General features: G+C 37.1%; 14 protein-coding genes and 1 pseudogene. 1 reads left to right on the top strand and 14 read right to left on the bottom strand.

Features of this window, described 5'->3' with window-relative positions; all coding sequences use genetic code 11:
* Positions 1 to 46: 46 nt before the first annotated feature.
* The 5 genes from N4G44_RS02865 to N4G44_RS02845 all read right to left on the bottom strand — a co-directional run bounded on the left by N4G44_RS02865 (position 47) and on the right by N4G44_RS02845 (position 13,966).
* Entirely contained in the window at positions 47 to 1,015 is a 969-nt protein-coding gene (locus N4G44_RS02865; RefSeq protein WP_474924544.1) for a T9SS type A sorting domain-containing protein, read from the bottom strand.
* 646 nt (positions 1,016 to 1,661) lie between these two features.
* Positions 1,662 to 2,192, bottom strand: a complete 531-nt coding sequence (locus N4G44_RS02860; RefSeq protein WP_474924543.1) for a hypothetical protein — start codon at positions 2,190 to 2,192, stop codon at positions 1,662 to 1,664.
* Positions 2,189 to 12,244, bottom strand: coding sequence for a SpvB/TcaC N-terminal domain-containing protein (locus N4G44_RS02855; protein ID WP_474924542.1), 10,056 nt, complete (start codon positions 12,242 to 12,244; stop codon positions 2,189 to 2,191). The genes N4G44_RS02860 and N4G44_RS02855 overlap by 4 nt, the downstream gene beginning before the upstream one ends.
* A gap of 56 nt (positions 12,245 to 12,300) precedes the next feature.
* Positions 12,301 to 12,576: a hypothetical protein gene (locus tag N4G44_RS02850; protein ID WP_474924541.1), complete on the bottom strand. Its 276-nt coding sequence runs from the start codon at positions 12,574 to 12,576 to the stop codon at positions 12,301 to 12,303.
* A 10-nt stretch (positions 12,577 to 12,586) separates the two neighbouring features.
* On the bottom strand, positions 12,587 to 13,966 hold the full coding sequence (locus tag N4G44_RS02845; RefSeq protein ID WP_474924540.1) for a T9SS type A sorting domain-containing protein: 1,380 nt from the start codon (positions 13,964 to 13,966) through the stop codon (positions 12,587 to 12,589).
* Positions 13,967 to 14,361: 395 nt separating this feature from the next.
* On the opposite strand from N4G44_RS02845, the gene N4G44_RS02840 reads away from it, so the two are divergent.
* Positions 14,362 to 14,742, top strand: coding sequence for a group III truncated hemoglobin (locus N4G44_RS02840; RefSeq protein ID WP_474924539.1), 381 nt, complete (start codon positions 14,362 to 14,364; stop codon positions 14,740 to 14,742).
* Positions 14,743 to 14,809: 67 nt separating this feature from the next.
* On the opposite strand, the gene N4G44_RS02835 is transcribed toward N4G44_RS02840, so the two are convergent.
* The 9 genes and pseudogenes from N4G44_RS02835 to hflX all read right to left on the bottom strand — a co-directional run bounded on the left by N4G44_RS02835 (position 14,810) and on the right by hflX (position 24,438).
* Positions 14,810 to 15,880 carry a calcium:cation antiporter gene (locus N4G44_RS02835; RefSeq protein WP_474924538.1) on the bottom strand — a complete coding sequence of 357 codons (1,071 nt, stop codon included), beginning with the start codon at positions 15,878 to 15,880 and terminating at the stop codon, positions 14,810 to 14,812.
* A gap of 232 nt (positions 15,881 to 16,112) precedes the next feature.
* Entirely contained in the window at positions 16,113 to 16,451 is a 339-nt protein-coding gene (locus N4G44_RS02830) for a DUF6122 family protein (protein WP_474924537.1), read from the bottom strand.
* A 75-nt stretch (positions 16,452 to 16,526) separates the two neighbouring features.
* Positions 16,527 to 17,717: a hypothetical protein gene (locus N4G44_RS02825; RefSeq protein ID WP_474924536.1), complete on the bottom strand. Its 1,191-nt coding sequence runs from the start codon at positions 17,715 to 17,717 to the stop codon at positions 16,527 to 16,529.
* Positions 17,718 to 19,739, bottom strand: coding sequence for a zinc ribbon domain-containing protein (locus N4G44_RS02820; RefSeq protein ID WP_474924535.1), 2,022 nt, complete (start codon positions 19,737 to 19,739; stop codon positions 17,718 to 17,720).
* Between the two features lie 15 nt (positions 19,740 to 19,754).
* Complete coding sequence (locus tag N4G44_RS02815) at positions 19,755 to 20,381, bottom strand: hypothetical protein (protein ID WP_474924534.1); 627 nt, start codon at positions 20,379 to 20,381, stop codon at positions 19,755 to 19,757.
* A 125-nt stretch (positions 20,382 to 20,506) separates the two neighbouring features.
* Entirely contained in the window at positions 20,507 to 21,226 is a 720-nt protein-coding gene (locus N4G44_RS02810; RefSeq protein ID WP_474924533.1) for a DNA alkylation repair protein, read from the bottom strand.
* A gap of 50 nt (positions 21,227 to 21,276) precedes the next feature.
* A pseudogene (locus N4G44_RS02805) lies at positions 21,277 to 22,562 on the bottom strand (cation:proton antiporter).
* Between the two features lie 20 nt (positions 22,563 to 22,582).
* On the bottom strand, positions 22,583 to 23,212 hold the full coding sequence (locus N4G44_RS02800; RefSeq protein ID WP_474924532.1) for a DUF4919 domain-containing protein: 630 nt from the start codon (positions 23,210 to 23,212) through the stop codon (positions 22,583 to 22,585).
* Positions 23,212 to 24,438 (bottom strand): GTPase HflX, encoded by a 1,227-nt coding sequence (hflX, locus tag N4G44_RS02795; RefSeq protein ID WP_040993238.1) that lies wholly within the window; start codon positions 24,436 to 24,438, stop codon positions 23,212 to 23,214. The genes N4G44_RS02800 and hflX overlap by 1 nt, the downstream gene beginning before the upstream one ends.
* Positions 24,439 to 24,632 lie beyond the last annotated feature (194 nt).

Here is a 24,632-nt window from a genome sequence, read left to right as displayed (position 1 = left end):
CATGAAGCACCTCTTATGCTTAGTATTATATTATAATCCTGTTAACTTACTTTTTAATAATCTTATGGTGAATCTTTTTCCCATTTTCAAAAATAAATTCTGCGAAATAGTTTCCACGGATCAATTTATTCATATTTATTGAAGTGATCTTATTGTCCTGCACAGATTGAACTAACTTACCATCAACAGCATAAATGACGACTCTCACAACATTTATTTTTGAATTAATATATAGAATATCATTTACCGGATTGGGATAAAAACTAAAATCGTTATCAGTGGAGACTTCGTTTACAGACAGGCAATTTGATGAATTTACAGTAACAGCCAAACGACCGGTACTTTCGCAGGCTCCTACGACTTGAGAAGCATAGTAGGTTGTACCGTTTACTAACGCGGTTGTACCAGGAAGCAAATTCCCTCCTGACGGAGCATCATACCATTGTATGTTCGTGCCTGTAACGGCAAGGTTTGCCAAGGTCTGGGATGAACAAAAATTTTGTGGTGAGTTTCCCGTAGGAGCCGGAGTATTTCCATCACATATCTGAAAAATCACATGGTCTAAAAAGGCAAAATTTCCCGCCTGATTCACATTATTTTTTATTCCTTTAAAATTGACTCTATTCGTTCCCGCAGGAAGGAGTATATTTTTGGTTATCCACTGCTGGGACGTTGGTGTAAAGAAAGAAGGAATCGTACCACCCGTATTCAATTCTCCTGTCCTGCCAATCTCATAATCGTGCATTAACGTGTAGGTTTGTCCTCCATCGGTTGAGTACTCCAGTAAAATATGATCATCTGCAAAAACTGTCTGAAGAGCTGCAGGCATAGTATACCTATTGGCCGCCGCAAATTGAAATGAAACCCCGACAGGTGCATTATTAGGATTATTTAACACCGGAGATTTGACACTATAAGTGGAAAGTCCCTGGCTATTATAGAAATTATACATTAAACTCCCTCCTGTTCCTCCATCGGGAGAATCTACTGATGTATTTTCAACAACGATTGTCACAGGATTAGAATAATCCCATTGAGACTGAGTTGTACTCCCCCAAAATCTTCAGTGTAAGGAAGGTTAACCTGCGCTCCAATTATGATTGGACAAAATGCTAAAAGCTTCAAGAAACGAAAATAATTCTTTTTCATATCGTATGACAATATTTAAATTAATGAAAACAATATTAGCATTCAGTTGGGCTATTTAAAAGAAGTTATCTTTCAAAATTCGTGAAATACAAAAGGATTGGATTTGTAAGAAGCTAGAAATTAGATGGTTTTGTTATGAAATGTCCAATTATTTATTTCTATTTCATAATCATGTTTTTTAAATGTAGCTGCACAATAAACGAGAAAAGCCAACTGTATGTTGGCTTTTCTTATGGGGTAACGGGTTATAATTTTGCAAATCAGAATCAAAGTAAACCTATTTCGGTTTGCAGTTGACAAAGAAAAATATAAATTGTGTACTCAAAAGATAACAATTCTATCTCGTGTTTTATTTTGACAATTAAATAAAAGTGAAACTAATTAGAACAAAAATTATACGGTTCGAAGGTTTCATTATTAGTTTATCAGGATTTACTGTTTTATCAAGCTTCAACTTATTATATTATATATACTTTTACTACTTTTATTTCTTTTTCCATAACCAAAGCCGCTCAATGAGTGGCTTTGGTTATTTTAATTGTTTTAAAGATTTCTAAAAATAGCCTTTTATTTTCCTCACTCAAATCATTACTAATTATTGCAAACTTATTTTTATGTAGATCTACACTATCAAAATAAATTCCTATTGATCCTTTATCAGGTTTTTTGGGAAGCATTATTTGAGCAATATTTTTATTTATCGTATCATAATAATAGTAATTATTGTTAAAAATACCATTTTTATAGTCATTTATGCTATCTCTAATTACAAAAGCGTTTTTTTTATCTTTTAATATCTTATAAATTTCTACGGGAACTACTATTTTATTTTCTGAAAAACTAGAGTAATTTATCCCATAATAACAAGTGGCTATCCTTTTGGAATGTTTTTGAAGATAAAATATTTCACTATCAATAGCATAACCTTTTACTATTTCAATATCTTTAGGAGCTTTAAAACTGATGTTATTGATTTTTATTTCATTTTCATTATTACAAGCTAGTAACAAAAAACAACATAGAAATAATATTATTTTTCTCATTTTATATTTTTTCTATTAAAATTAATAACTTGATTCTGTATAGATGTTTTATTCCATCTACCTGATTTTGATTGCTTATATACATTCCCACTAGATGTTGCTGGTCCAATTCCTAAATCTGAACTTAAAGAAATGGTAGCTCTTTGTTTCGTTGTTACCTTCCACTTATTTGTTGTACATCCGTGACAATCCATTACTGTATTTGTATTTTCATTTGGATATTGATTGTCTCCAGTATCATAACCATCATCCAAACCAAACCAATGTCCTATTTCATGTAATACTAAAGAATTAAATCCATTTTTTGTATACTCTACAGCTCCAACTCTTCCCCCTTTCTCTGCCTTACCAACAGGATTCACCTTGCTTCCAGGACTAGGTAATATGTCTCCACTTGTTACAGTCATAACATGAGCTTGAGAAGGAATATCTTTTAAATCGGTAACTACTTTATACACAATATTAAGATTTTTAATATTATCATTTTGAACAAATTTACCATAAGAATCAGAAGCAGGACCTCGGAAAGAGCCAACATTGATAGTTCCTTGTCCAGCAGCAAACGCCGTATGACTTAAATCTAAATTTTCTGGATTATAAACTGCCATTGTTAATGTTATTGATAGATCCCTATTAAATGATGTATAACCATTACTCTTAGATGTAGTTTGATTTATTACTTTAGTTATAATATCTGTAGGGTCTACCGGCTCCATACCATTCGGATCAATTAAACTAATAGGATTATCAAATGTATATACATAAGGACTCCAACTCGAATACTTCTCTGCCAATGGATCCACACCATACCAAATACTCAATCTTGGACTGTAGTACCTTGCCCCATAATAATAAAGACCTGTTTCGCTGTCTAGTTCTTTCGCATTAAACTTATATGGGTTGGCGTAGGCTGTTGGTTCCTGCTGCTCCACCATAGTTTCCCCGAATGGTAAATTTAAGAAAAATTGCGTAGGCTCTGCATATTCGTTAGTCACATATGTTGCCGTACCTAAATGATCGCCGTGCAGGTAATAAATACCACCCACAGGTGCAATAGGAGCTTTGCCAAATTCCTTCTCTATTTCCGTTTTTTCGTAGCCTGCTTTTGACAGGTAGTTTTTAAAGTCATTTTCGGCAATAGATTGTTGATTTTTAGGGTCAGAAGCTTCTTTATTTCCTACAGATGATGCCTGTCTGTTATTAAACATACCGCCTACATCTTTAATATTGCTCGCTATACGCTGTTCTCCTGCAAAATAATGTTTCGTAAGTACACCATCTGAAGTATATACGGCATAAGGGTTAGGATACACCTTAAAGTTATCAAACACTAAACCATTATCTACCATTTCACCATTCTGATACAGTTCTGCGTCATTCTTCAAATTAGCTTTGATGGTACGTTCGCCTTTGTCATCATAAACATAGTATTGGAATGAGCCTATTTCCGGTGTATGAATAGCCCTCAATCTGTCCTGTTCGTCCCAGTAAAAATCAGTAGGACCTGTCTGTACCGTGGTCTGATTGATCACATTTCCATTACCGTCATATTTAAAGTACTCTTCATTTCCGGTATAAGCATCTGTAACTTTATCTACCATATGAGTTCCTTTAACATAGGTATATATGTTTTCATATGTATTACTTGTATTTACTATTCCGTCTTGTTCATGATGCTGTCTCTTTGTACTGATTCCACTGCTCATATTATAAGATAAGGCAGTTCCATACGTTGCATTTATACTTCCTACAACCGGGGTTGGTGGTAAACCTTCTTTTCTTCCCGGCTCTGCATTACCGGAAGAACTTACAAGCCTGTTAAGAGTGTCATATCGATATCGAAGACCATAATTACCTCCAAAACCTGCGTTTGTAGTCTCGCTTGTATTTTCAATTCCTGTAATATTGCTTGCATAATCATACTCGTAAACACCATTCAATAACGCTGTACTGTTAGCATCAAGAAGAACATGGTTTTGCAGCCTCCTCATAGCAGGCTCATAGGTAAATGTGGAAGATGTTTCATTACCGAAAACAATATTGGTACGCTGCTCGTAATGATCATATTTAATCGATTTTACATATTCATAACCCGCATCATTGGATATTTTCTTCAAATTTCCTCCTAAATCGTATTCGTACTGTACTTTTTCATTATCAGGATAATTGATAGTTCGGATCCTGTTCCAGTTATCATAGTCGTAAGACGTATCAAACTTCAAATTCGGCATGTAAAAACCATAGATATACCGGATTTCATTAATCAACTCTCCCATCTTGCCATATTCGTACTGGCTTGTCCCTGTTCCGTCCTGTTTTTCTATAATTCTACCCGTGTTGTTTCCTGAACCTGAACTACCATAAGTATACGATACATTGGCAGGATTTGTACCTGATGGTATGTCCGGTAGATCAATATTAGTCAGCCTGTTGTAAGAATATTTATAATGAATCGGAACACCTCCATTGTTGTTAAGGTTGTTGTTCAAAACATAAGTAAGTTGTCCTGCCTTGCTGTAGGTATACGAAGTTTCACCACGGTCCGGATGTGCCTGAGTTAATCTCCTTCCGCCCATATCGTAGCTGAAACTGGTTTCCAGACCTTCAGGATCTGTAACGTTCATGATTTCTCCTATTTGACTATATGAGAAAAATGTATGTAAAACCTCTGCCGGCAAATAGTTTCTAGTCTCTACGGTCTTCCCTTCGGCATTGGTAAAAACTTCTGTTTTGATCTGATCCGATGCATTCTGCATTTGGGTAGTTTCAGTTTTGAACCTTCCATTTTCTATAAAAAATCTGTTGTCAATAGAGTTTCCGTCTTCATCAATAGAAGAAACATTCCTGTCTTTATAATCATAACTTGCAGAAGTATGATATGGAGCAACAGTAAGGCTAAGTTTATTATTTAGTGCGGTATCCTTATTTTCGAATAACGGATGATATTGCAGAACCGTTCTTCCCAAATTATCATTGATTGCCCTACCTGAAACCGACATTTTTTCTTCGTCATCAATCTCAATATCTTTTTTCACCTGGATTACTTTACCTGTAATGTCGGCAAAGGAAATGGTTTCAATATCGTTACCAGGATGATACGGATCAAGATGCGATGTCTGGGCTGTGAAGAGGTATATTTTGTTACCATTACTAAGGGTTACCGGTGTATCAAAATAATGATACATAATGGTATTAGCCTGCGACTGCCAGTCATTTGGGCTGACTATTCTAAGGGGTCTTCCGTATCCGTCATGCTCATAAGTCATCTTATTGCCTGTAGCATCAGTAGATTCTACGACCGTATCCATAAAAAGATTATAGGTAGCATAAGAAGACAGGTTAAAAATAGGATCTTTCACCTGGATTACATATTTACCCATAGGATCGTAAAAATATTCCAGTTCAGATCTTTCATTAAATTCATTAGGCGGATATTTAACCGTTTTAATATTTCCAAAAATATCGTACGTAAGATCTGTCTCAGCAATTTCTCCTGAATTAAGCCAAACTTTAAACTTAGAAATATCTCCGGTGTTTAAATTTGTAATCTCTGTTGAACGTTTACGCAAAGGATTCACAGAGCCTGTTCCCGGATAAACCGTGATAATGCTAGGTGCATTCAGGATATTGTTATTGAGATTGGTATGATAAGATATCACACTGTTATAGCTCGCGGACGGGCTTGTGTATTGGTATTTGGTAAGCTGCCCCTTGCTGTTATAAAATAACTGGCTTTGTGTAGAAATCGAATTTCCGCTTTCATAAGTTGTTTTTGTAGTACCGGATAATAATACACGGCCCATTTTTTTACCTTCTGTTCCACCTACATCATAAGTTTCAAACTGAGCTGAAGACAACTCTACCAAGTCGCTCATAGACGCATTAAACTGATAAAGTTTATAGCTGTTGACAGAAGTTGACAGGAGATTTGATGTCCCTGTTCCTCCATAAGTCTCTACTGATTTTAATAAGCCGCGAATAAAATAATTCTGGTTATAAAAGTTTTGAACCGTTGTACGATAGATCGTTGAATTATCTGACATTTCATAGGTCTTAACTTTTCCAAATCCATATTTTTCGCGTTCCCTTCTGTCATATCTGGAGTTTTCATAATCAAACCGGCTGATTATGTCTTTACCGGTTGTATTCTGTGTATAAGTACCGGAGAAGGCATCAGGGTTCGGTATGGTCACTTCAGACATCACCAGCTTTGCCTGCGGGTCGTTATAGGATGGTGTAGAATATTTATAGTCAATGGTAAAAGCAGCACCAAGGTTTGATGGAGCATCACCGCCATAGGATTCTGCATAGGAAACTTTTTTAAGCTTATTGGTTTTGCCGATTTGAGAATAGTATATTCTTAAGCCATTATTAGTATTGACTACAAGGTCAGGCAGACCGTCACCATTCACATCTCTCAGCCCTTTATTGATTTCAGATACTGATAATCCTACGTTTGCAGAAAGATCCGCCCCGAAAGGTTTTACATATAAAATAGGAATACCAAAAATAACGATACAAGGTATATTGATATAATATCCCCCGTTTAAGTTTGCATACCCGCTGTGCGTTTTTGATTCTTCTGCAAGGCTGGCATTTAAACTCACAGGGCTGGCAAAGCGGTTACCTAGGTTATATTTCACACTGGTTTGTCCGTTATTTTCATCTACCTGGACAATATCTACCAGTCCGTCACCATTTACGTCCAGGAAAGATCTTTTTGAAGTGGCAGTAGAGGATCCGCCCCCAACGCCTCCGGAAATAGCTATTCCCAGTTCCACTCCCTGAACTGCATCAATGACAGAGTTTATACCTCCTCCGATTCCAAAAGATGAAGAATATACAGGTTTGGATACTGGTTCTTCAAAGCCTGCAAAAGCTCCTGTTGATCCCGGAATACTTCCATTCACCAATCCGGTTCCGAAGTTCAGTTTGTAATTATTTCCTTCGATCTTATCAGGAAGGCCATCTCCGTTAATATCCATCCAATATTCTGAAGTTTTATTATAGGAATTCGGATAATTGGATGTTCCCACACTCATAGACCATGAAACCGATGTATCTCCTGTGGCATTACTATCATTATTACCAGTCTTTCTCCCTACTGATTTGCTTCCTGAAGGGCCAAATGCTACAGATTTGGTGTTCATAAAGTCTTCCGTTCTTGTGATCACTTTATCTGAGCCCTCTATGCCTGGCTGAGCCCCTTTCAAACCACCCAGAATGCTGGTTTGCTGGGATTGGGTTCTGTACAGCATATCAGGATAATTATCTCCGTTTACATCAAAGAAGTCCTGAGTCTGGATATTCCCGATATTTCTCAGCTCTGAAGTTGAGTTTGTAAAGCTTAGACCGATACCTATTCCTGCATTTTTCGCTTTTGATTTGCTTTTCTGTTTTTTAGAAATAGCAAACATTCTTGTATTAGGATTATTGGCTACTTCAATATCATCTTCATCGGTATCACTGTCTAAAAATGGCGAGGTTGGCGTTTCATCATCTCTAAAGCTGCCAATTTTTGAATATTGCTCATGAAACATCTGGTTGATCCATTTATGTTCCCTTACATTTTCGGTTTTAAGCGGATTTAGCGGCGTAAAAGGAGAAGCAGCTCCAAATACCTGGTTATTGGCATAATTGTTCTGAAACTCATTGGCAAGCTGATCTCCTACACACTCTCCATATTGCTGGGAGTTGGTAATCCCGGCACAAGAAGGAAAGTTTAAATTAAACTGAAAAGGGTTTTCAAGTGTTGCATCATTAATTAATGCACCATACTGATCTTTTGGTGTATTAGGGTTAGACGTATAGGCCGGAGCAGTGCTTCCGCTAGGCCCTGTCGGGATAATAATACAGTCGTTTTCCTTACGTGGCTCACAACCGGGAGTCAAAGGAGGCTGCTGATTGGTGCTTCCCGGAGCAGGAACAATATCTTTAGCTTCATTATAAAGGAATTGCCCCCAGTTGTGATAAACAGCACTTACTCCGTTATACTCTCCTGTGTTGATTGAGGTCTCGGTGGTATGATTTAAAAGAGAACTTCCTGACTGGTTATAAATATTGAAGATATTATCATTCAGCTGAAGCTTAAGAGCTTCATACGCAAGCCTGTCTTTATTCGTATCACAGAAAATCAGGATATTCAGCTTTTCATGGTCATTAACGCCGTGTGAAGGATCTCCGTGATAAAAAGGTATCGGATCATCACCATTAATAGGATTATGATCTATTGTATACTCTTGTAAGCTGCCATTGGATATTTCTACAATTCTTTTATCAAGAAAAAGGCCTTTTTGCTTGATCACATACATAAATCTGCCAGGGACAGAAGGATTGAAGCTAAAGTTCTTATTGATGGATATTGAATAATCATCATTACCATTCGGTAAATTATTCAGAGTGGAAACATCAAATTTATTTTTCAGGTTTCTGATATGATAAGATGGATATTGAGCTACAGCATAATGTCTGTGAGAGGCGTTAGGATATCCTTCAACCAAAATATCATTCCACTCAATTTCTTTGTTGATATGGGAATCGGTTTCCACTAAAAATTTCAGGTGCCAAGCTTCTCCCGGTGCACTAAGAGCAGGAACAGAATAATTAAGATCCACCGGCGAAACCGTTACGGGCTGTCCTGGTGAAGGATCAATAGTTTCTTCATAAATAACATTAGTGGTCGTCTGCTGGTTCTGTGCCACACTGGTATCTTCCTTAATAAGGACGATGGAATATTTTACCCTGTCGGATAGTGCAGATATGGTAAATTCAGGAATTGTAATGTGGATGTCAGCCTGTTCCGTAAATTTAAGAGACTTCGTCAGGTTGTTCAAAAAGAACTTATCATTATAATTGGTTTGATTCGGCATATAGCCATCCTGTTCCTCAACAAATTCATCTTGCAAAGGATGTCCTCCACTATCAGTATAAGTGACTACAGGATTGGTATTTACAATATAATTGGTTCCGGATCTTTTATGCAATCTGAAATACACTTTTTCCCCGGACTTTACATAGAGCCTGGAAGAATTACTTACTCCCAGCGGAGTTCCCGGATAGCTGTCATACTGCCGTATCGTAATACTTTGATTGGATGTGTTAATGAGTTCCTTTAAATATAACCTACAGTTTTTTGATACAACATTCGGATTTTTAATCTCTATGGAGTAGACTGCTCTTGCAGAAGGGTCCTGACCAAGATCAATAGCGATTTCATCTGAAATTTCTATAAATCCGTTTTTAGGCGCAATCCAGACTTTAACCACATCATTTTTTGGTTTTACAGGGTCAATATCATCGGGCTCTTCAGGCTCTGTATAAGGCTGAGGATCATTATCGGTAATGACCATGTTTTCCGTTAAATCACTGGTAATCACCATTTCCTGAGCATTTCCATTTCTTCGGTTAAACCATACTTTATCATCTTTAATAACATCCGGCAGTCCGTCAGAATTGGCATCCATCATATAAATAGGGGTTTCATTTTCACTTTCAGAATTAATATAGGAAAAGTCAAATCCTATTTTAAACCAGTTAAATACAACACTTCCTCCCAGATTCCATGTTGTTCCTGTTGAATGTGAAAAATTACTGTTCAGGTTTCCTACGGATTGCTGCTGGCTGTTGAATACCAGCTGGCCATTGCTGTCAATACTTCCGGGAATCAATTTAATCCCATTATCGCCATTTCTTTTTCGGTACAGGATATCTGCGATTCCATCTCCATTGAAATCTATCAGTTCCTGCCCTCTTTTCATCCGTGGATATGAAGCTCCTCCGAACAGGGAGAGCATAAAGTTTTTTACCCCTCCCAATTGTGGTCTGAATAATGCCAAACCACCTCCGGTTCTCAGGGACCATCCCCATTCAAAATTATTGTCAGCACTTATTTTGGAAGGAGTAGTGATGGAACTTACCACATCAGAGAAAGCATCGGTACCCGGGGTTGCTATATTGGTAGGAGATCCGAAAACGGTCCCGTTATCGTAGTATTCAAAATTATAGTCAAATGCTGCACCATCCGTGCGCGGATTAACTACCTTCATTTTCATTTTGGTCAGAAGGCTTTTCTGAAATATTCCGGTATTATAGGTAAAAATGTAAGACCGTATGTTTTGCTGCTGGTTGCTCGCATTCTTAAAATCAACATTTATTTTTGTAAGCAAGTAAGGCTCAATTCTTTTAAGGATGCCCTTCGCATTGATTTGTTTATCCTGCCTTGGGGTGTCATTAAAAAATGTTATAATATAAGGTCCTTTCTGACCATTTCTTCCTGAATAGAAAATTTTATCAATATGGAATACCCATCCTGCATTAAGGTTCTGGTCATCTCCTGTAAAGTTATTGATTGACTGATTTTTATATTCATAAATCATGTTATTCCCGTGAACATCCTCTACCTTCCATACTCCCCACTGAATAATATTCCCGTTCGTATTTTTCAGCACGGCATTGTCAACAAGTGTCGACTGATCGCCGCCGTAATAGGTTCTTGTCCCGTTTGTAGAGGTCACAACCCATCTATAATCCGTCGTACCGGTTCCAAATCTCTCAATTTTTGTAAAATCATGGTTCTTTCTCAGATAGAAGGTTTTGGCTCCGCTTCTTGCCTGCCGGGAAGTATCAAATGTGCCATTCGGATTTACTTTATTATGCCTGTGAGGAAGATAGCCCTCAGGATATGCCAACATTTCTCCATCCAATGAGTACAATTCTGTTTCCTGGCCTGCTGTAAAGGTTGGGGTTCCCCATCTTGTATCTACAGATATTGATGATAAACCTCCTATATTCCAGCCTTCCCCCATCCAGCCGTTGCCGTTGCCACTGCTATAAGTAACAGATAATGATGGCTGCATCCCTGAGGTACCTGCCGGCAACATTAACGGATAATTGATGTTGGCATCTCCTGTCTGGCTTGCAGAAGGAGCTTCCATTAAGGGAGCACTCACCGGATTTGCTGCTTTCAGACCGCTGATCGTGGTTGGTGTAAAAGAATTCAGCTGTGGTGATTCCGGAGCCGAAATAATACCGTTGATATAATCGCCGTCTCCGTTACCCTCAAATGTTACCATCTTATTCTTCTGATCTACATTTGATGTTTCTACAGCTTTCCATTGTCTTCTGTTATAGTCAAATGAAAAAATCTTGATCTCTTTGGGAGAAAAGAGACCTAATTTTTTTTCGTCATAAGGAATTGTAATCTTAACTTTTTTATTCAGTTTTCCTGAAATTATTGAAAAACGATACGCTGTGTTATTCGGAGTAATATTTTTAAGACCGCTTGAAGTGGAAGGAATATCTTTTTCTCTTAGTTTTAAAATTTCAATATTCGCTCCTTCAGAAGTTTCCTTTTCTATTTTTAAATTTAAATCTTCATATTGAACATCAAATTCTTTATCATTGGAAACAGCAATCCTTTTGGAATTAAAATAGTTATTATTTAAAGTTTTAAATGATTTTACATCTGCAGGAATTTTATAGGATTGAGTAATTCCATTAGCTGTTACCGAAAAATTTCCGGCCAGCTTATCTTTTTCTGATAAACGGATGATTTTTTCAAATTCCCCGTTTGCAGTAGTAACGTAATTACTATTTATATTCAGATCCTGGAACCGTCTGTTCATTCCTTTTACATAGAGCTCATCACCTGAAAGAACAGCATTAACGATTAAATCTTTGGATGCATTTCTGTTTTTTTCAAAAACAACTTTCAGGTTTTTGATTTTGTACTTTACTCCTGTGGAGGGTGAAGTAAACAGAACGGTATTTATTCCTTGCTTAATAAGTTCTGAGCTTAATTCTTCTTTCTGATGGCTCCAGGCTGCCTGAGGTACAATAATCTCACCCCCGATCGCCAGATTATGATTCAGGGATCTCGGTACCGACTGATGCGATGCCAGACCAAACAGATCATACTCTAAATAAGCAACGGTATTCTCTTTATTTAAAGCAGGAATATCAATGGTAAAAAAGTTATCCGAAATCCGGTCTTCTTCCTGATCTGAAAATACTCCAACCGTTCCTTCTTTTTCTTTAGCAGAATAAACGTTCATGATATCCGGTGTCTTTTCTTCCGAACCGGCTACTGTACCAGGTACAGGATCTACATTTAAATCTTCTGAATTTTTATAAGAATCGGAATCAGATGGATATTGATCTGTTTTTTTATATCAGATTGATGTTCAGATACAATCTTATCTGAAACGGCTATTGGCAGATCTGTATCTTTTTTATCTGTAAGCTTGCTTATCAGGTGTTTTCTCCATTCACGTACTTTATATCTGTCTTCTTTCGTAAAACTTGCAAAAACAAACATAGTGGCAAAAAAACACACCAGCAGAACTGACTTCTTTGTAAAAGGAAGTTGTAAGGATCTTATTTTCATGATTTGGTTTTTAGTCGACGATTAATTTGAATGTTTTGATGATTTTTCCGTTCTGGGTAAGACTTACCAGATACGAACTTTGAATGTCAAGCGAACTGCTGTACGATCTTGCATGATGGTCTATTTTCTCTAATTTAACCAGTCGCCCTCCACCATCATAAATTGCGATAGATAAGTTTTCCATCTCAGGAAACTTTATCATAAAGCTTTGTCCTTTTTTAACAGGGTTTGGATACAGAACAATTTTATCAATATCTAAAGCAAGCTGATTTTCATTAATTGATGATGAGCCTGAGTTGAGCTCATTATCTTTACCTCCATCTCTTAAAGGGCTAACTGCAAATGTAAATTGATTAAAAATTTCTCCTTTCTCTTTATAGAAATCTACTTTACTGAAATCTATATAGTTTTCGTTTTCAACACCTTGCACCTTCGTTAATTCACCTGCCGGATTTTTTAGAAACATCCAGTAAACAAGTGGGAGCGAATCGGGATTAATGATCTTTTTATTAACCCTTACTTTATAATCTGTTTTTGGAATGGTAGGTCCTATAAAATTAATTTCCCAGTTTCTTTCGAGGATTTTAAAGTTGCCCTCCGCTTTCATTGCCATTTCTTTATTATCATCCGACCACATGACAAAATTATTGTGGTCAAAAAGACTAGGGTTTTCTACATTGGTCTTTTTTATATCTGTTTTTCCGATAGTTAAGAATCGGTCTTCCTGATTGGAAGATTGTTTTTGATACAGCTCATTTCCATCGTCCCGTCCCAATCCGGTAGGCCTGTATCTGAACTCTTTATGCTTTTCAGGATCCCAGATTACTTTTTCATCACTGCTGTAATATTTCCCTTTTTCCAAAGAAATTCCATACTTAATCGAAAGGTAAGAATGGATTTTATTAAGATCCATTTTCTTAGCTCTTCTCGGAATGAAAATCATTTCATAAAGATTGCGGTCTTCCAATTTTATTTTAATGCTGTCCGGTTTTCCGTCTGGTTTTTCAGCATTATCTGTAAAAGTAAAAATACTTGGCCTTTTACGGATTTTGATATTTTTGTCTGCCTTTTTCTTTTCATAAACATTGTTACTTAAAGAGATCTTTTGCCCTTCGTTCTCCCATATCTTTTCATCTTCCCTGGAAGTATGGACAAGACTTAAGGTATGACTCTTATTTTTACTGTGTTTAATATATTTTTTAAGGATCTTATCCTTAATTCCATAATGGAAATTGAGCAAGTTCTCATCTTTTAAATTGGTGACTTCACGAAGGGTCGGCCTTGACTTTTCCCATATCTGGACATCGGATCCAACCAATTGAGAGTAAGCACTGGCTGAATACAACAATACCAGCAAAGCCGCCGTTTTACGGCACAGAAATTTTGACATAATAATTGGAATTATGTGGAACATTAAAAGAAATGAAGTATAACAATCTTAGGACTTAAGATTGTTGTAATAGTTTGGAAAACTATCGTTTATCAGGTAAAAAAGTAGTTTTAGTTTTCATAGGTTTCTTAGTGTTTTTGTTTATTTAAATTCAAATTTATAAAAAAAACAACATATCATAAAAAAATATAAAAAATACAAAAAAATGTTAACGAATAGTCACTTTGCTGAATATCAGTACATTTTGTTTATACCGTATTGATGCATGAATACTGCTTTATCAGTGATTTAATATCTTTTACAATTCAGCTTTAACGATCAATAAACTTTCAATAAATGAAATTTATCAAGCCGCTTTTTAAATTTTTATTTTGATTTTGCTGTACATTTGAAATATGAAAAAGTTGGAATCAAGAGAAGATATTGAGCATCTGGTGAATTCATTTTATGCGAAAGTCGTTAAGGACGATACCATTGGTTTCTTCTTTAATGAGGTGGCGAAAGTAAACTGGGACAAGCATCTTCCCAAAATGTATTCATTCTGGGAATCCATCCTTTTTGGGCAGATGAGCTATAAAGGAAATCCTATGGGAGTTCATTTTCCGATTAATGAAATCCAGGCAATGGAGCAAAAACATTTTGACCGCTGGCTTGAACTCTGGAAAACAACGGTTGAAGAAAATTTCGTCGGGGAAAATGCCGACATGGCTATTTATAAATCCGAGAATATTGCTAAGCTTATGGCTTTTAAAATGGAGCTGGCGAGAAGACTGTAATGGTTGCGGGATTCGGGTTACGAGTTTCGAGTTATAGAGTACGGGTTGGTTCGGGACGTAAAAATAATTAGGGAACGATAACTGTAAAAATATAGGCTGCAAGGTTGACCAGTAAAACGGTTCCATATAAAATATTCGTTTTTCCCCGACTTAAAGAAAGCATGACTATGAATACAGACAGGGAAAGCAGGATAATATCCTTTTTATCAAGCCCCAATACCAATGGGATATCATAGAGAATACATACAACTGATACTGCAGGAATTGTAAGTCCGATACTTGCTAAAGCTGACCCTAATGCCAGATTTAAGCTGGACTGTATCTGGTTGCTTCTTGCCGCACGGATAGCAGCCACCCCTTCAGGAAGGAGCACGACTCCTGCAATAATTACCCCCACCAGGGATTTCGGAGCGCCAATGCTCTGCACCATATTTTCAATTGTTCCGGAAAGTCCTTTGGCCATCAGTACAACAATAATCAGGCACACCACCAGAAAGCCAAAGCTGATCAGTGTTTTTTTCAGTGAAGGGATATAATGTTCTTCGGGATGTTCATCCGGAACAATAAAGTAACTTCTGTGACGCACAGTCTGCACCATCAGGAAAACACCATATATGACCAGGCATGCGATAGAAATGAAAATAAGCTGTGCTTCATTATAGAAAGGTCCGTTGACACTTGAGGTAAAATTGGGAAGGACGAGGGTAAGCACGAGAATGGAAACAATACTTACCAGATAAGTGGTTGCTGAGGTTCTTGCGAAGAACTGTTCATAGTATTTTACGCCACCTATCAGGATACAGATCCCCAGAATTCCGTTAAGAATGATCATGACGGCTGCAAAAACGGTATCTCTGGCCAGCGTGATCGCCTGATCTCCGCCGGCTACCATCAGCGAGATGATAAGCGCCACTTCAATAATGGTGATACAGAGTGCAAGAATAATGGTTCCGAACGGCTCTCCTACTTTATGAGCCACCACTTCTGCGTGATGTACTGCAGATAATACGCTTCCCGTAAGCAGAAGCCCTGCAATAAGATCATACAATACCCCGGTTCCCATTAATCCGGAAAAATAATACCCCACAGCCAGGACAGGGAAAATATACGTATAATGTAAAAATTCTTTTAATCTCATAAAGCGTCTACAAAATACAAAAAATCTATTAAATTTGAAATATCAAAAGAAAATATTAATGATATTTTAATCAGAATCACTCTGTTTTTGTCTGCATAATGTAAGGAAGCCGGAAGTTTGAAGAAGGAAGTTATTCAAAGATGACTGTGATCCCTTTTATTCTTCTAAACTGCTTCATTAAATTATGTTTGTAATACTTTTAAATGCTCAATACTAACTTCCGGCTTCCCTCTTAGTGCATCCACAGGTTAAAATCCAGAAAATCCGTCAGCATATGAAATAGCAGACCAACGGCTACAATTCTGATATTTCCTTTGAAAAACAGCAGCAAAAAATACACCGCAATGGCATAATAGGAATGTAAAATATGAAAACCGATACTATTTCTTGAAGGATCAAAAACAGGATTGGCAAAAATGTGGTCAAGATCTACCAGCATGGTAGCCAGCATGATACCATAAGCCTTCTTCCAGTTTTCGCGGAAAAAGATCAGCGCAATGAAAACCGGAAAAACCAGATGTAAAAAATAATGGGTGCATGTTTTCAGCAGTGCAATTTCAGATAGGGCCATTCATATTTATATTTTTAGGATTGCAGATTTACCATCTCAAAATCAGTGGTAATTCTCCTTTCTTAGCTTTGATATTCACCCGATAGTTCTGTCCCTTATTTCCATAGAATATATATTCAATATCAGAAAGGATTTTTTCTCCGTTGAGGTAAAAGTACTTAAAGAAGCCAGCAACAGCGGACTATTCCTTATAAAGATATAATTTTCCTTAAGCTTTGGAGACAATGCCACAGGTTTCCGGGTAGATTTTATAATAACACCGCTTTCATTTCTTTCAATCTGATTAGGCTGAAAAGGAATCGCAGTGAATTGGTTCTGGGCATTGATCCATTTTTTATGCTGAAAATAAGCCCAGGTTTTTCCAGGAGCGGAGCTGCGGAGATCGATAATATAATTAGGCTGAATGATCTTCTGAACGGTCTTTTTTTCCGTTTCATTAAAATTATCGTCGTACCCGTAACTGATAATCGTATCATTCACCTGCTCAAGATCTGCGGTTGCTTTAAAATAATGGATCTGAGCTGAATCTGCCAGATTTTTATTAAAAAAACGGGCACAGTTTTTCACATTCTCCCCGTCTAATTCGGCTTCTAAAAAATGGTTACTCCTTTGTATATCATAAAGTGCTGCTCCGAAGGATACTGCTTTTGCCGTATTTTTGATTTCAATTTCATCCGCTTTCAGTTCAATGGAAAAGTTTTGGATTTTCTGTCCGGAAATAAAGGATACACTTCCTAAAGAACTGCCGATAAACCGGTCTGCAGTAAAAGTTTTTTTTCCGGAAGGCCTGGAAAGTAACTGCTCTATAGCTGCAAAAGCTGTTTCTGAGGTTCCCAGGATGCAGTTTTTACCTTCTATTTTAATGAATACCTGGTCTTTACGGAATATGTTCTGGTCTTTGTTGATAAACTGATGGCTTTTCAAAAAGGTTGAAAATTTTTGCGGGTCTTTCAGTTCCAACACGCTGTACCATTCGGAAAATTGAGTTCCTTTCAGATGGAAAACCTGCAGAAAATCCGGGATCTTTATTCCTGAATCTTTTAACGGAATTGTTTTTTTATCTTTCTTTTTGCTTTCTGACCATTTGGATGGATGGGCAACTAAGCTTGAAATATATTGTCCCGTCAGTTTTTTTACATCAATTAAAACAACGATATCTGCATTTTCAGGAACAAACTTCAGGGTTTTGTTTTTATAAAAAAACACAAAATAGACCGCGGCTGCGAGTAAAACAAATAACGGGACAACAAGTTTCTTTTTGTTCATCTATAATATTTGAGGCTTCTTTTCTTGTTCTTTAATTTTAAAAATCTCATCAAACAGATCAAAGAAGTACATTAGGCTGTTTTCGGAAGAGTTTTTAATGTTATAATCTATTTCTGTCTCCACGCTGTCTCCTTTTACCTCCGTTTTATAGTACATTTCCCCTACATTCTTTCTGAACAGATCCAGTGTTTTTCTCTCGGAAGGGGTTTTGAATTCTTTTTCCAGACCAATTAACAGCCTCTGAACATCCAGCCTTCCCGATAAAGGATATCTCGATGAGTCTTTCGCCCACTGTTTAGAAACCCCGGACTGTGCCTGAGGAGTAAGGTTCTCTTTAGAGCTTGTAAGGTATACAATGCCATCTTTTACAACGAAGTACAGCTGATCCATATACCCGTCTCCTTTCTCATCCTTAAAAGAGTAAATATTGCCGTTCTTCGAGAATTTCTTAGCTAAATTCTTATTGGTAGACAATACATTGAAAACACGGTTCCAATAGCCTTCGTTTTCCGTTGCAAAGGCAAATGTAAAATCGGGAACGGCTACATCTTTGGTTTTCTTAACTTCTTTTTCATTATAATCATCATCATATTCGTAATCCGTGTAGTCTACTTTTTTGGATACCAGCTCATTCAGGACAAAAATTCCGTTTCCGGGAGCTATTTTAGTGATAGCCTCTTCATCCAGAACGATCTTCATGGTTTCCATCATCAGCTCCATTTCTTTTTTGTATTCGCCGTCTCCGGAATCCTGAAGCAGGTCATACATCATGTCAAAAGTTTTTGCTCCGTTGAGGTTCATCACATAATAACCGATGCTCTTTTCATTGATAAGTGCAGCCAGTTTTTTATTTTTCTTCCCTTTATAAACGGATGAAATTGTTTTTTGGATATTTGGATTTTTATGCTGATAATTGTTCACCAGCTTTACTTTGTCCTTATCAAAATATAAATTGTAGTATGAATTTGAATCGTATGCATTTCTCAGGAACTGTCCGAATTCGAAATGCTTCATCATTTTCCCATAAACTCCGTCATTGACCATTCTTCCGTAATCCGTATAAACAAAGGCATCGGAATTCGGATCTCTGAAGCTGAGCATCGCCTTTGGAACATCAAGCTCTAAATTTGAGTTAAAATACTGGTCGAAACGGTCTTCCGCAATCTTTTTAACAATTTTGAAATTTTCAATACGCATAGAATCAAGCTCTTTCTGATACGCCGTATCTATTTCTGCTTCAGCATATTCCTCTTCTCTCGGATACACTTCCGTTTCACCTTCGGAATGCTGGGTATCTACATTTTCCTTTGGATATTTATGGTTCTTTTCCAGATACTTGATATCTTTCTGAATTCTGGTAATTTCTTTATTATTATCCCTGATCTCGTCTTTTAAATATTTAATTTCCTCCTTCAGGTTTATTATTTCTTCTTTATAATCAAAAGGCTTTTCCGGTTCTATAGCATAAGCACTGTCAACAGCTACTGCAGCACTGTCTGCAACAGCTACAGCACTATCCGTTACAACATCATCGCTCCAGATATCTTTATAAGGCTTTGTATAGCTTACCATACTCAAAACAGCACGGTCGCCGTTCCAGGCAACAAAAATATTATCATCAATATCTACATAAGAGTAATTCTTTTTCCTTGAAATTTCCAGTCCTTTTTTCTTGGTCGAATTGATGAATTCCTGGAACTTTTCTTTGTTATCTACAATAAAATGAGTGGTATACGTTTTTATGGAGTCATTAAAGCTTGCATAATGATACTGCGTTGCATCATACTTGATTCCCGTTTTGGAATAATCATTCCACGAAGATTTCTCTTTGCTTTTTTTACTTAGCTCATGCAGCAGCGGATTGAGTTTCTCCCAATTAATTTTCTGATTAAGCTGTTTTCCGTTAATTTCCATATAAAATACGGCATCTGCGGGAAGCTTCATGCTTTTTTGGGCAAAAACAAGCATAAAACCGAAAAGAACAAAGCTAAGGGTTTGTGTTTTTAATAATATAGATTTCATGGTCGAGTGTAGAATTTATTGAAATAATATAGTGTTTTGTAACTGTTTCTTTTGAAAGATCAGGTCTAAAATATCCGCTTCCAGCTTCACCGCTTTTTTATTCGGAGCCAGGAGATAGGAGCTGTTGGTTTGGGACTTTACCGTATTTTCAAACTGCATGACAGAGATGTATCTGGCGTTATTAAAAATTTCCTTATCTGCCTTTCCCAACTTGTCGTAATCTGCTTTAAAGGTATTGACCTTGTTTCTGGTGAGCGTTTTTTTCTCAAGGTTCTGGCTGTAAATCTGGGTCGGAATCATTTTTCCGAGAATATTTTTGGCTTTAAGCTGTTCCAGCCCGGCATTGATATTTTCTATTTTCTTAAAATTACAGCTCAGTTTGATGATATAATTGTCGAAATCCATGGAGGTTTTCACATTGCTGATTCCCGGAGTTCCTTTAAAAATCCTAGCCGCTTCATTGATCTTGCTTTCAATTTCGGCCTTTTTAGGAACCTTTTTCCCGTTGATGGTTTCCATTTTTGAAATGGAAGCCAGTCTTGTCTTGCTTTTACTGGCATTAAGGATGATGGTGTATTCTCCTGTTCCGTCAGCTTTGACATTTACTTTATCTAAAATATCAAAACAGCTTGTCAGCAGCAATAAGGGAAAAAAAGCATGAACAGCTTCAGAAAATTTTTCATAATTCGGCTTTAAAGCACAAAACTACTTAATTCCGTTTGAAAATCCTTTATAGACCCTGTTATTTCACTGAAAACAACCATTTTTTAAATCCTTCCTTTCAGGTAATCCTGTCGTACTTCTTCGTCCAGTTTTTCGATGGCATACCTCAGGCTGGTTCTCGGCATATCTTTATAATGCTTATCCAGAAAGTTAATCAGCTCCGTTTCATTCTTTTGCCCCATTTCACGCAGCAGCCAGCCGTTCGCTTTATGCATCAGGTCGTGCGGGTGTTTCAGGTTTTTGATCACGAACTCTTTAGTCAGTTCAAACGATCCTTTTTTCACATAATGCATAGTCCCCACTACCGCCATTCTTTTATGCCACATTTCCTCAGAATCCGAAAGGTTTCTTAAGAGTTCTTCTTTTCCATTCTCAAAAGCATATCTGCCTAAAATTTTATAGCAGCTTGAATCCACCAGATCCCAGTTATTCACATGGGGAAGATGATCCAGATAAAATTGTATCATCTGTTCTTTAGTGCCTTTATCCTTTGCTTTTTCAAACTTGGAAATCAGCATAAAAAGTGCAGTTAATCTATGTTCATGGTATTTTGAAGACAGCAGGATACTCAGATCGTCCAGGCTTATTTTTGAATAATATTCTTTAGCAACAGATCTCTGATCCGGAACTTTTACCCCTAAAAACACATCGCCTTCCCCATACTCTCCTTTTCCGGTCTTGAAAAATTTCGGGAAGAACTCTGCTTTTTCCGGAATGGACAAAACAGCTAATGCTTCTTCTATTTCTTTGATGATATTGGCCATACAGATCTTTATTTTAGGAAACTTGCATAATTCCGGTCAATAAATTGCCTTTAAGCATGTTCATCAGCAATAATACTCTCCTTTTCCTCTTCTTCTTTTGCAATAGCTTTCGGATTAGCAACTTTAGCAATGGTAAGTCCCTGAACAATAATAGAAAATACGACTACACAATAGGTGATACTTAAAATAATTTCGCTGTATTCACTTTTAGGGATCGACATGGCCAATGCTATAGAAACTCCTCCCCGGATTCCTCCCCAAACCAGAACTTTTACCGTCTGCGGACTAAATCTTGTTCTGAGAGACATAAATTTTGTAGGGATCCAGATCGAAATAAAACGGGCAATTAAAACTACTGCGATCGCCAGAAGCCCCGGAACCATAAAATGCCTTAAGTCTTTGATCATCAACAGCTCAAACCCAATAAACAGGAACAGCACGGCATTCAGAATTTCGTCAATCAGTTCCCAGAATTTGATGAGGTAATCCTGGGTAATAGATTTCATTTTAAACCTTACATTGAAATTACCCATGAATAAACCGGCTGCCACCATCGTAAGAGGTCCGGAAATATGCATCTGTCTTGCAATAAGATACCCTCCCATCACTACGGAAAGCGTTACCAGAACGGAAATAATATAATCATCCACTTCGCGCATCAGCCTGGAAGTAACCCATCCCAATAAAACTCCGAGCAAAATCCCTCCGCCGGCTTCTTTCATCAGAAGCAGACCGATACTTTCTACTCCCAGATCCACTTCTTTTCCAACGGCAAGCTGCATAACGACAGTAAAAACCACTACAGCCATACCGTCATTAAAAAGAGACTCTCCCGCAACTTTTGTCTCCAGGGATTTGGAAACATTGGCCTGTTTCAGGATACTTAAAACTGCCACCGGATCGGTAGGCGAAATAAGTGCTCCGAAAACCAGACAGTAAATAAACGGAAGATGGATTCCTAAAAAAGGCAATAGATAAAACATCCCGAATCCTACCACAAAAGTGGAAATCACTACACCGGCCGTTGAAAATATAAGGACAGGCCGGAACTGCTCTTTGAGATCATTGATATTGATATGGATTCCCCTGCAAAAAGCAGGAAATTAAGCATGGCCCCCATCAGAACCTCCGTAAAGTCTATACTGTTCATTAAATTATTAAGATGCCTGAAAGTTTTTGGAAGGACTGATTCTCCAAACATTACCAGAACAATTGAAACTACGATAGCGATCACCATGATTCCGATAGTGCTCGGAAGTTTCAGAAATCTGTAATTAAGATAAGCAAAAATCGATGCCAGTACTATTAAGGCTGAAAATGAATAATATAACTCCACTAAGTGTTTTTTTAATTAATTTACAGGTTTAAATAAAGTATTTTGATGTACAACTTATGTCCGTCTTTTTCCCAGATATCAAACATTCCGTCTTTGGCTATTTTTGATCCTCTTACATAATCTTTCCCGATATTCAGGATATTCAGGAGAATATATTCATCCCCTACAGAATTTACCAGATAGGCCGTTTTTTCAGAAGCTCCGTCTCCGGAATTCTTTATCCCTTCTGTCAGGGAGCGGAACTGGTTCAGGTGGTGCATAAAATTATTTCCGTCTTTCATGGAATCGTATGCCCTGAGAAGAACAAGAAGAATATCCAGGTTCGTAGGGTCTTTATCATAGAGCACCTTGCCAAGTTTGATGCATTCTTCAAAATTATTTTGTTTGAAAGCATCCGCCAGCTCCTTAAAATTGTCATCCAGTGTAGAAACTTTACCATCCCTGAAATTTCTTCCATAGTAAAGATATTGTGCTTCAATACTGTCCAGGGACTTAGGATATCCTTTGTATTTGAAAATCAGTTTCTCATAATTATAGGGAGAATCAGGATTTTTAAGGCTTTTCTCAATATTTTTTAAATCGATTTTTGATTTCTGGCTGAAGCCAAAAACCGAAAACAAAACCAATAACAGGAAAAAGTGGTACTTCATTAATCGTTGTTTTCTTCTTCCTCGTCGTTATCGAAATATTCGAAAAGGAAATCATTGTATGGAAATCTGGAGATATGGATCTTCATGACCTCATCATAAATCATCTTCTTCATTTCCGGGAAGTTTTCTTTTGTCAACGCGGAAATGAATACCGTTGGATATTTGGATTTACCCATCCACGTTTTTTTCCACTCTTCCAGCGAAATATTCTTTTTGGTGGATGGTGTAAGATCGTCTTCATCTTTTTTGTGGTAGCTGAAATCATCAATCTTGTTAAAAACCATAATCATTGGCTTCTGATGCGCATTGATCTCCATAAGAGTCTGATTAACAGATTCCACCTGATCCTCAAAGCTTTCATGGGAAATATCCACCACATGAATAAGCAGGTCTGCTTCACGAACCTCATCCAAAGTAGATTTAAAAGATTCTACAAGCTGTGTAGGAAGTTTTCTGATGAATCCTACCGTATCAGTAAGCAAAAACGGCAAATTCCCGATAACTACTTTTCTTACCGTAGTGTCCAGCGTTGCAAATAATTTATTTTCGGCAAAAACTTCAGACTTGGAAAGCGCGTTCATCAGGGTAGATTTTCCAACGTTTGTGTACCCAACCAAAGCTGCGCGAACTACTTTTCCCCGGTTGTTACGCTGGGTAGCCATCTGCTTGTCAATGACTTTCAGTTTGTCTTTTAACAGGGAAATCCTGTCACGGATAATACGGCGGTCAGTTTCGATCTCTGTTTCTCCGGGTCCTCTCATCCCGATTCCCCCTTTCTGACGCTCAAGGTGAGTCCACATTCTTGTCAGACGAGGTAAAAGATATTGATATTGAGCTAGTTCCACCTGAGTTCTCGCATAAGAAGTCTGTGCTCTTTGGGCAAAAATATCAAGAATCAGATTGGTTCTGTCCAGTATTTTAACTTCTATTTCTCTTTCAAGGTTTTTAAGCTGGGAAGGAGACAGCTCATCATCGAAAATAATGGTGCCGATCTCGTTTTCCTTTACGTATTCTTTTATTTCCTGTGCCTTTCCGCTTCCTATAAAAGTTTTGGAATCCGGCTGGGTTAGTTTTTGAGTAAATCGTTTTTGAACTGTTGCACCGGCCGTGAAGGCTAAAAATTCCAGTTCATCCATATATTCCGTAAGCTTGTCCTCATCCTGATTTTGGGTAATAACCCCTACTAAAACTGCTCTTTCGTAATTATGTTGTTTCTTATCTAGCATTAATTTCTGTCTATGTTGTGATTTTCACAAGATACCAATTTTCAGGAAAAAAAACAAAATCATTTTTTAATCTTCATCATATTTTAATGTTAAATTAAGTTTATAATACTATTCATTTATAAAAAATTAATACCTTTATGAGGCAGATTTACAAATAATAAACAATAAAAATTGTAAATTTTGTAAAAACTAAC

The organism is Chryseobacterium sp. GTID13 (assembly GCF_056172655.1).
This window is presented reverse-complemented; position numbering and strand designations above follow the sequence as displayed.

What these genes read in the sequence shown, in the direction of transcription:
- N4G44_RS02860 (WP_474924543.1), bottom strand. Translation starts at nt 2,192, where the DNA reads ATGAGAAAAATAATATTATTTCTATGTTGTTTTTTGTTACTAGCTTGT.
- N4G44_RS02855 (WP_474924542.1), bottom strand. Translation starts at nt 12,244, where the DNA reads ATGAACGTTTATTCTGCTAAAGAAAAAGAAGGAACGGTTGGAGTATTT.
- N4G44_RS02850 (WP_474924541.1), bottom strand. Translation starts at nt 12,576, where the DNA reads ATGAAAATAAGATCCTTACAACTTCCTTTTACAAAGAAGTCAGTTCTG.
- N4G44_RS02845 (WP_474924540.1), bottom strand. Translation starts at nt 13,966, where the DNA reads ATGTCAAAATTTCTGTGCCGTAAAACGGCGGCTTTGCTGGTATTGTTG.
- N4G44_RS02840 (WP_474924539.1), top strand. Translation starts at nt 14,362, where the DNA reads ATGAAAAAGTTGGAATCAAGAGAAGATATTGAGCATCTGGTGAATTCA.
- N4G44_RS02835 (WP_474924538.1), bottom strand. Translation starts at nt 15,880, where the DNA reads ATGAGATTAAAAGAATTTTTACATTATACGTATATTTTCCCTGTCCTG.
- N4G44_RS02830 (WP_474924537.1), bottom strand. Translation starts at nt 16,451, where the DNA reads ATGGCCCTATCTGAAATTGCACTGCTGAAAACATGCACCCATTATTTT.
- N4G44_RS02825 (WP_474924536.1), bottom strand. Translation starts at nt 17,717, where the DNA reads ATGAACAAAAAGAAACTTGTTGTCCCGTTATTTGTTTTACTCGCAGCC.
- N4G44_RS02820 (WP_474924535.1), bottom strand. Translation starts at nt 19,739, where the DNA reads ATGAAATCTATATTATTAAAAACACAAACCCTTAGCTTTGTTCTTTTC.
- N4G44_RS02810 (WP_474924533.1), bottom strand. Translation starts at nt 21,226, where the DNA reads ATGGCCAATATCATCAAAGAAATAGAAGAAGCATTAGCTGTTTTGTCC.
- N4G44_RS02800 (WP_474924532.1), bottom strand. Translation starts at nt 23,212, where the DNA reads ATGAAGTACCACTTTTTCCTGTTATTGGTTTTGTTTTCGGTTTTTGGC.
- hflX (WP_040993238.1), bottom strand. Translation starts at nt 24,438, where the DNA reads ATGCTAGATAAGAAACAACATAATTACGAAAGAGCAGTTTTAGTAGGG.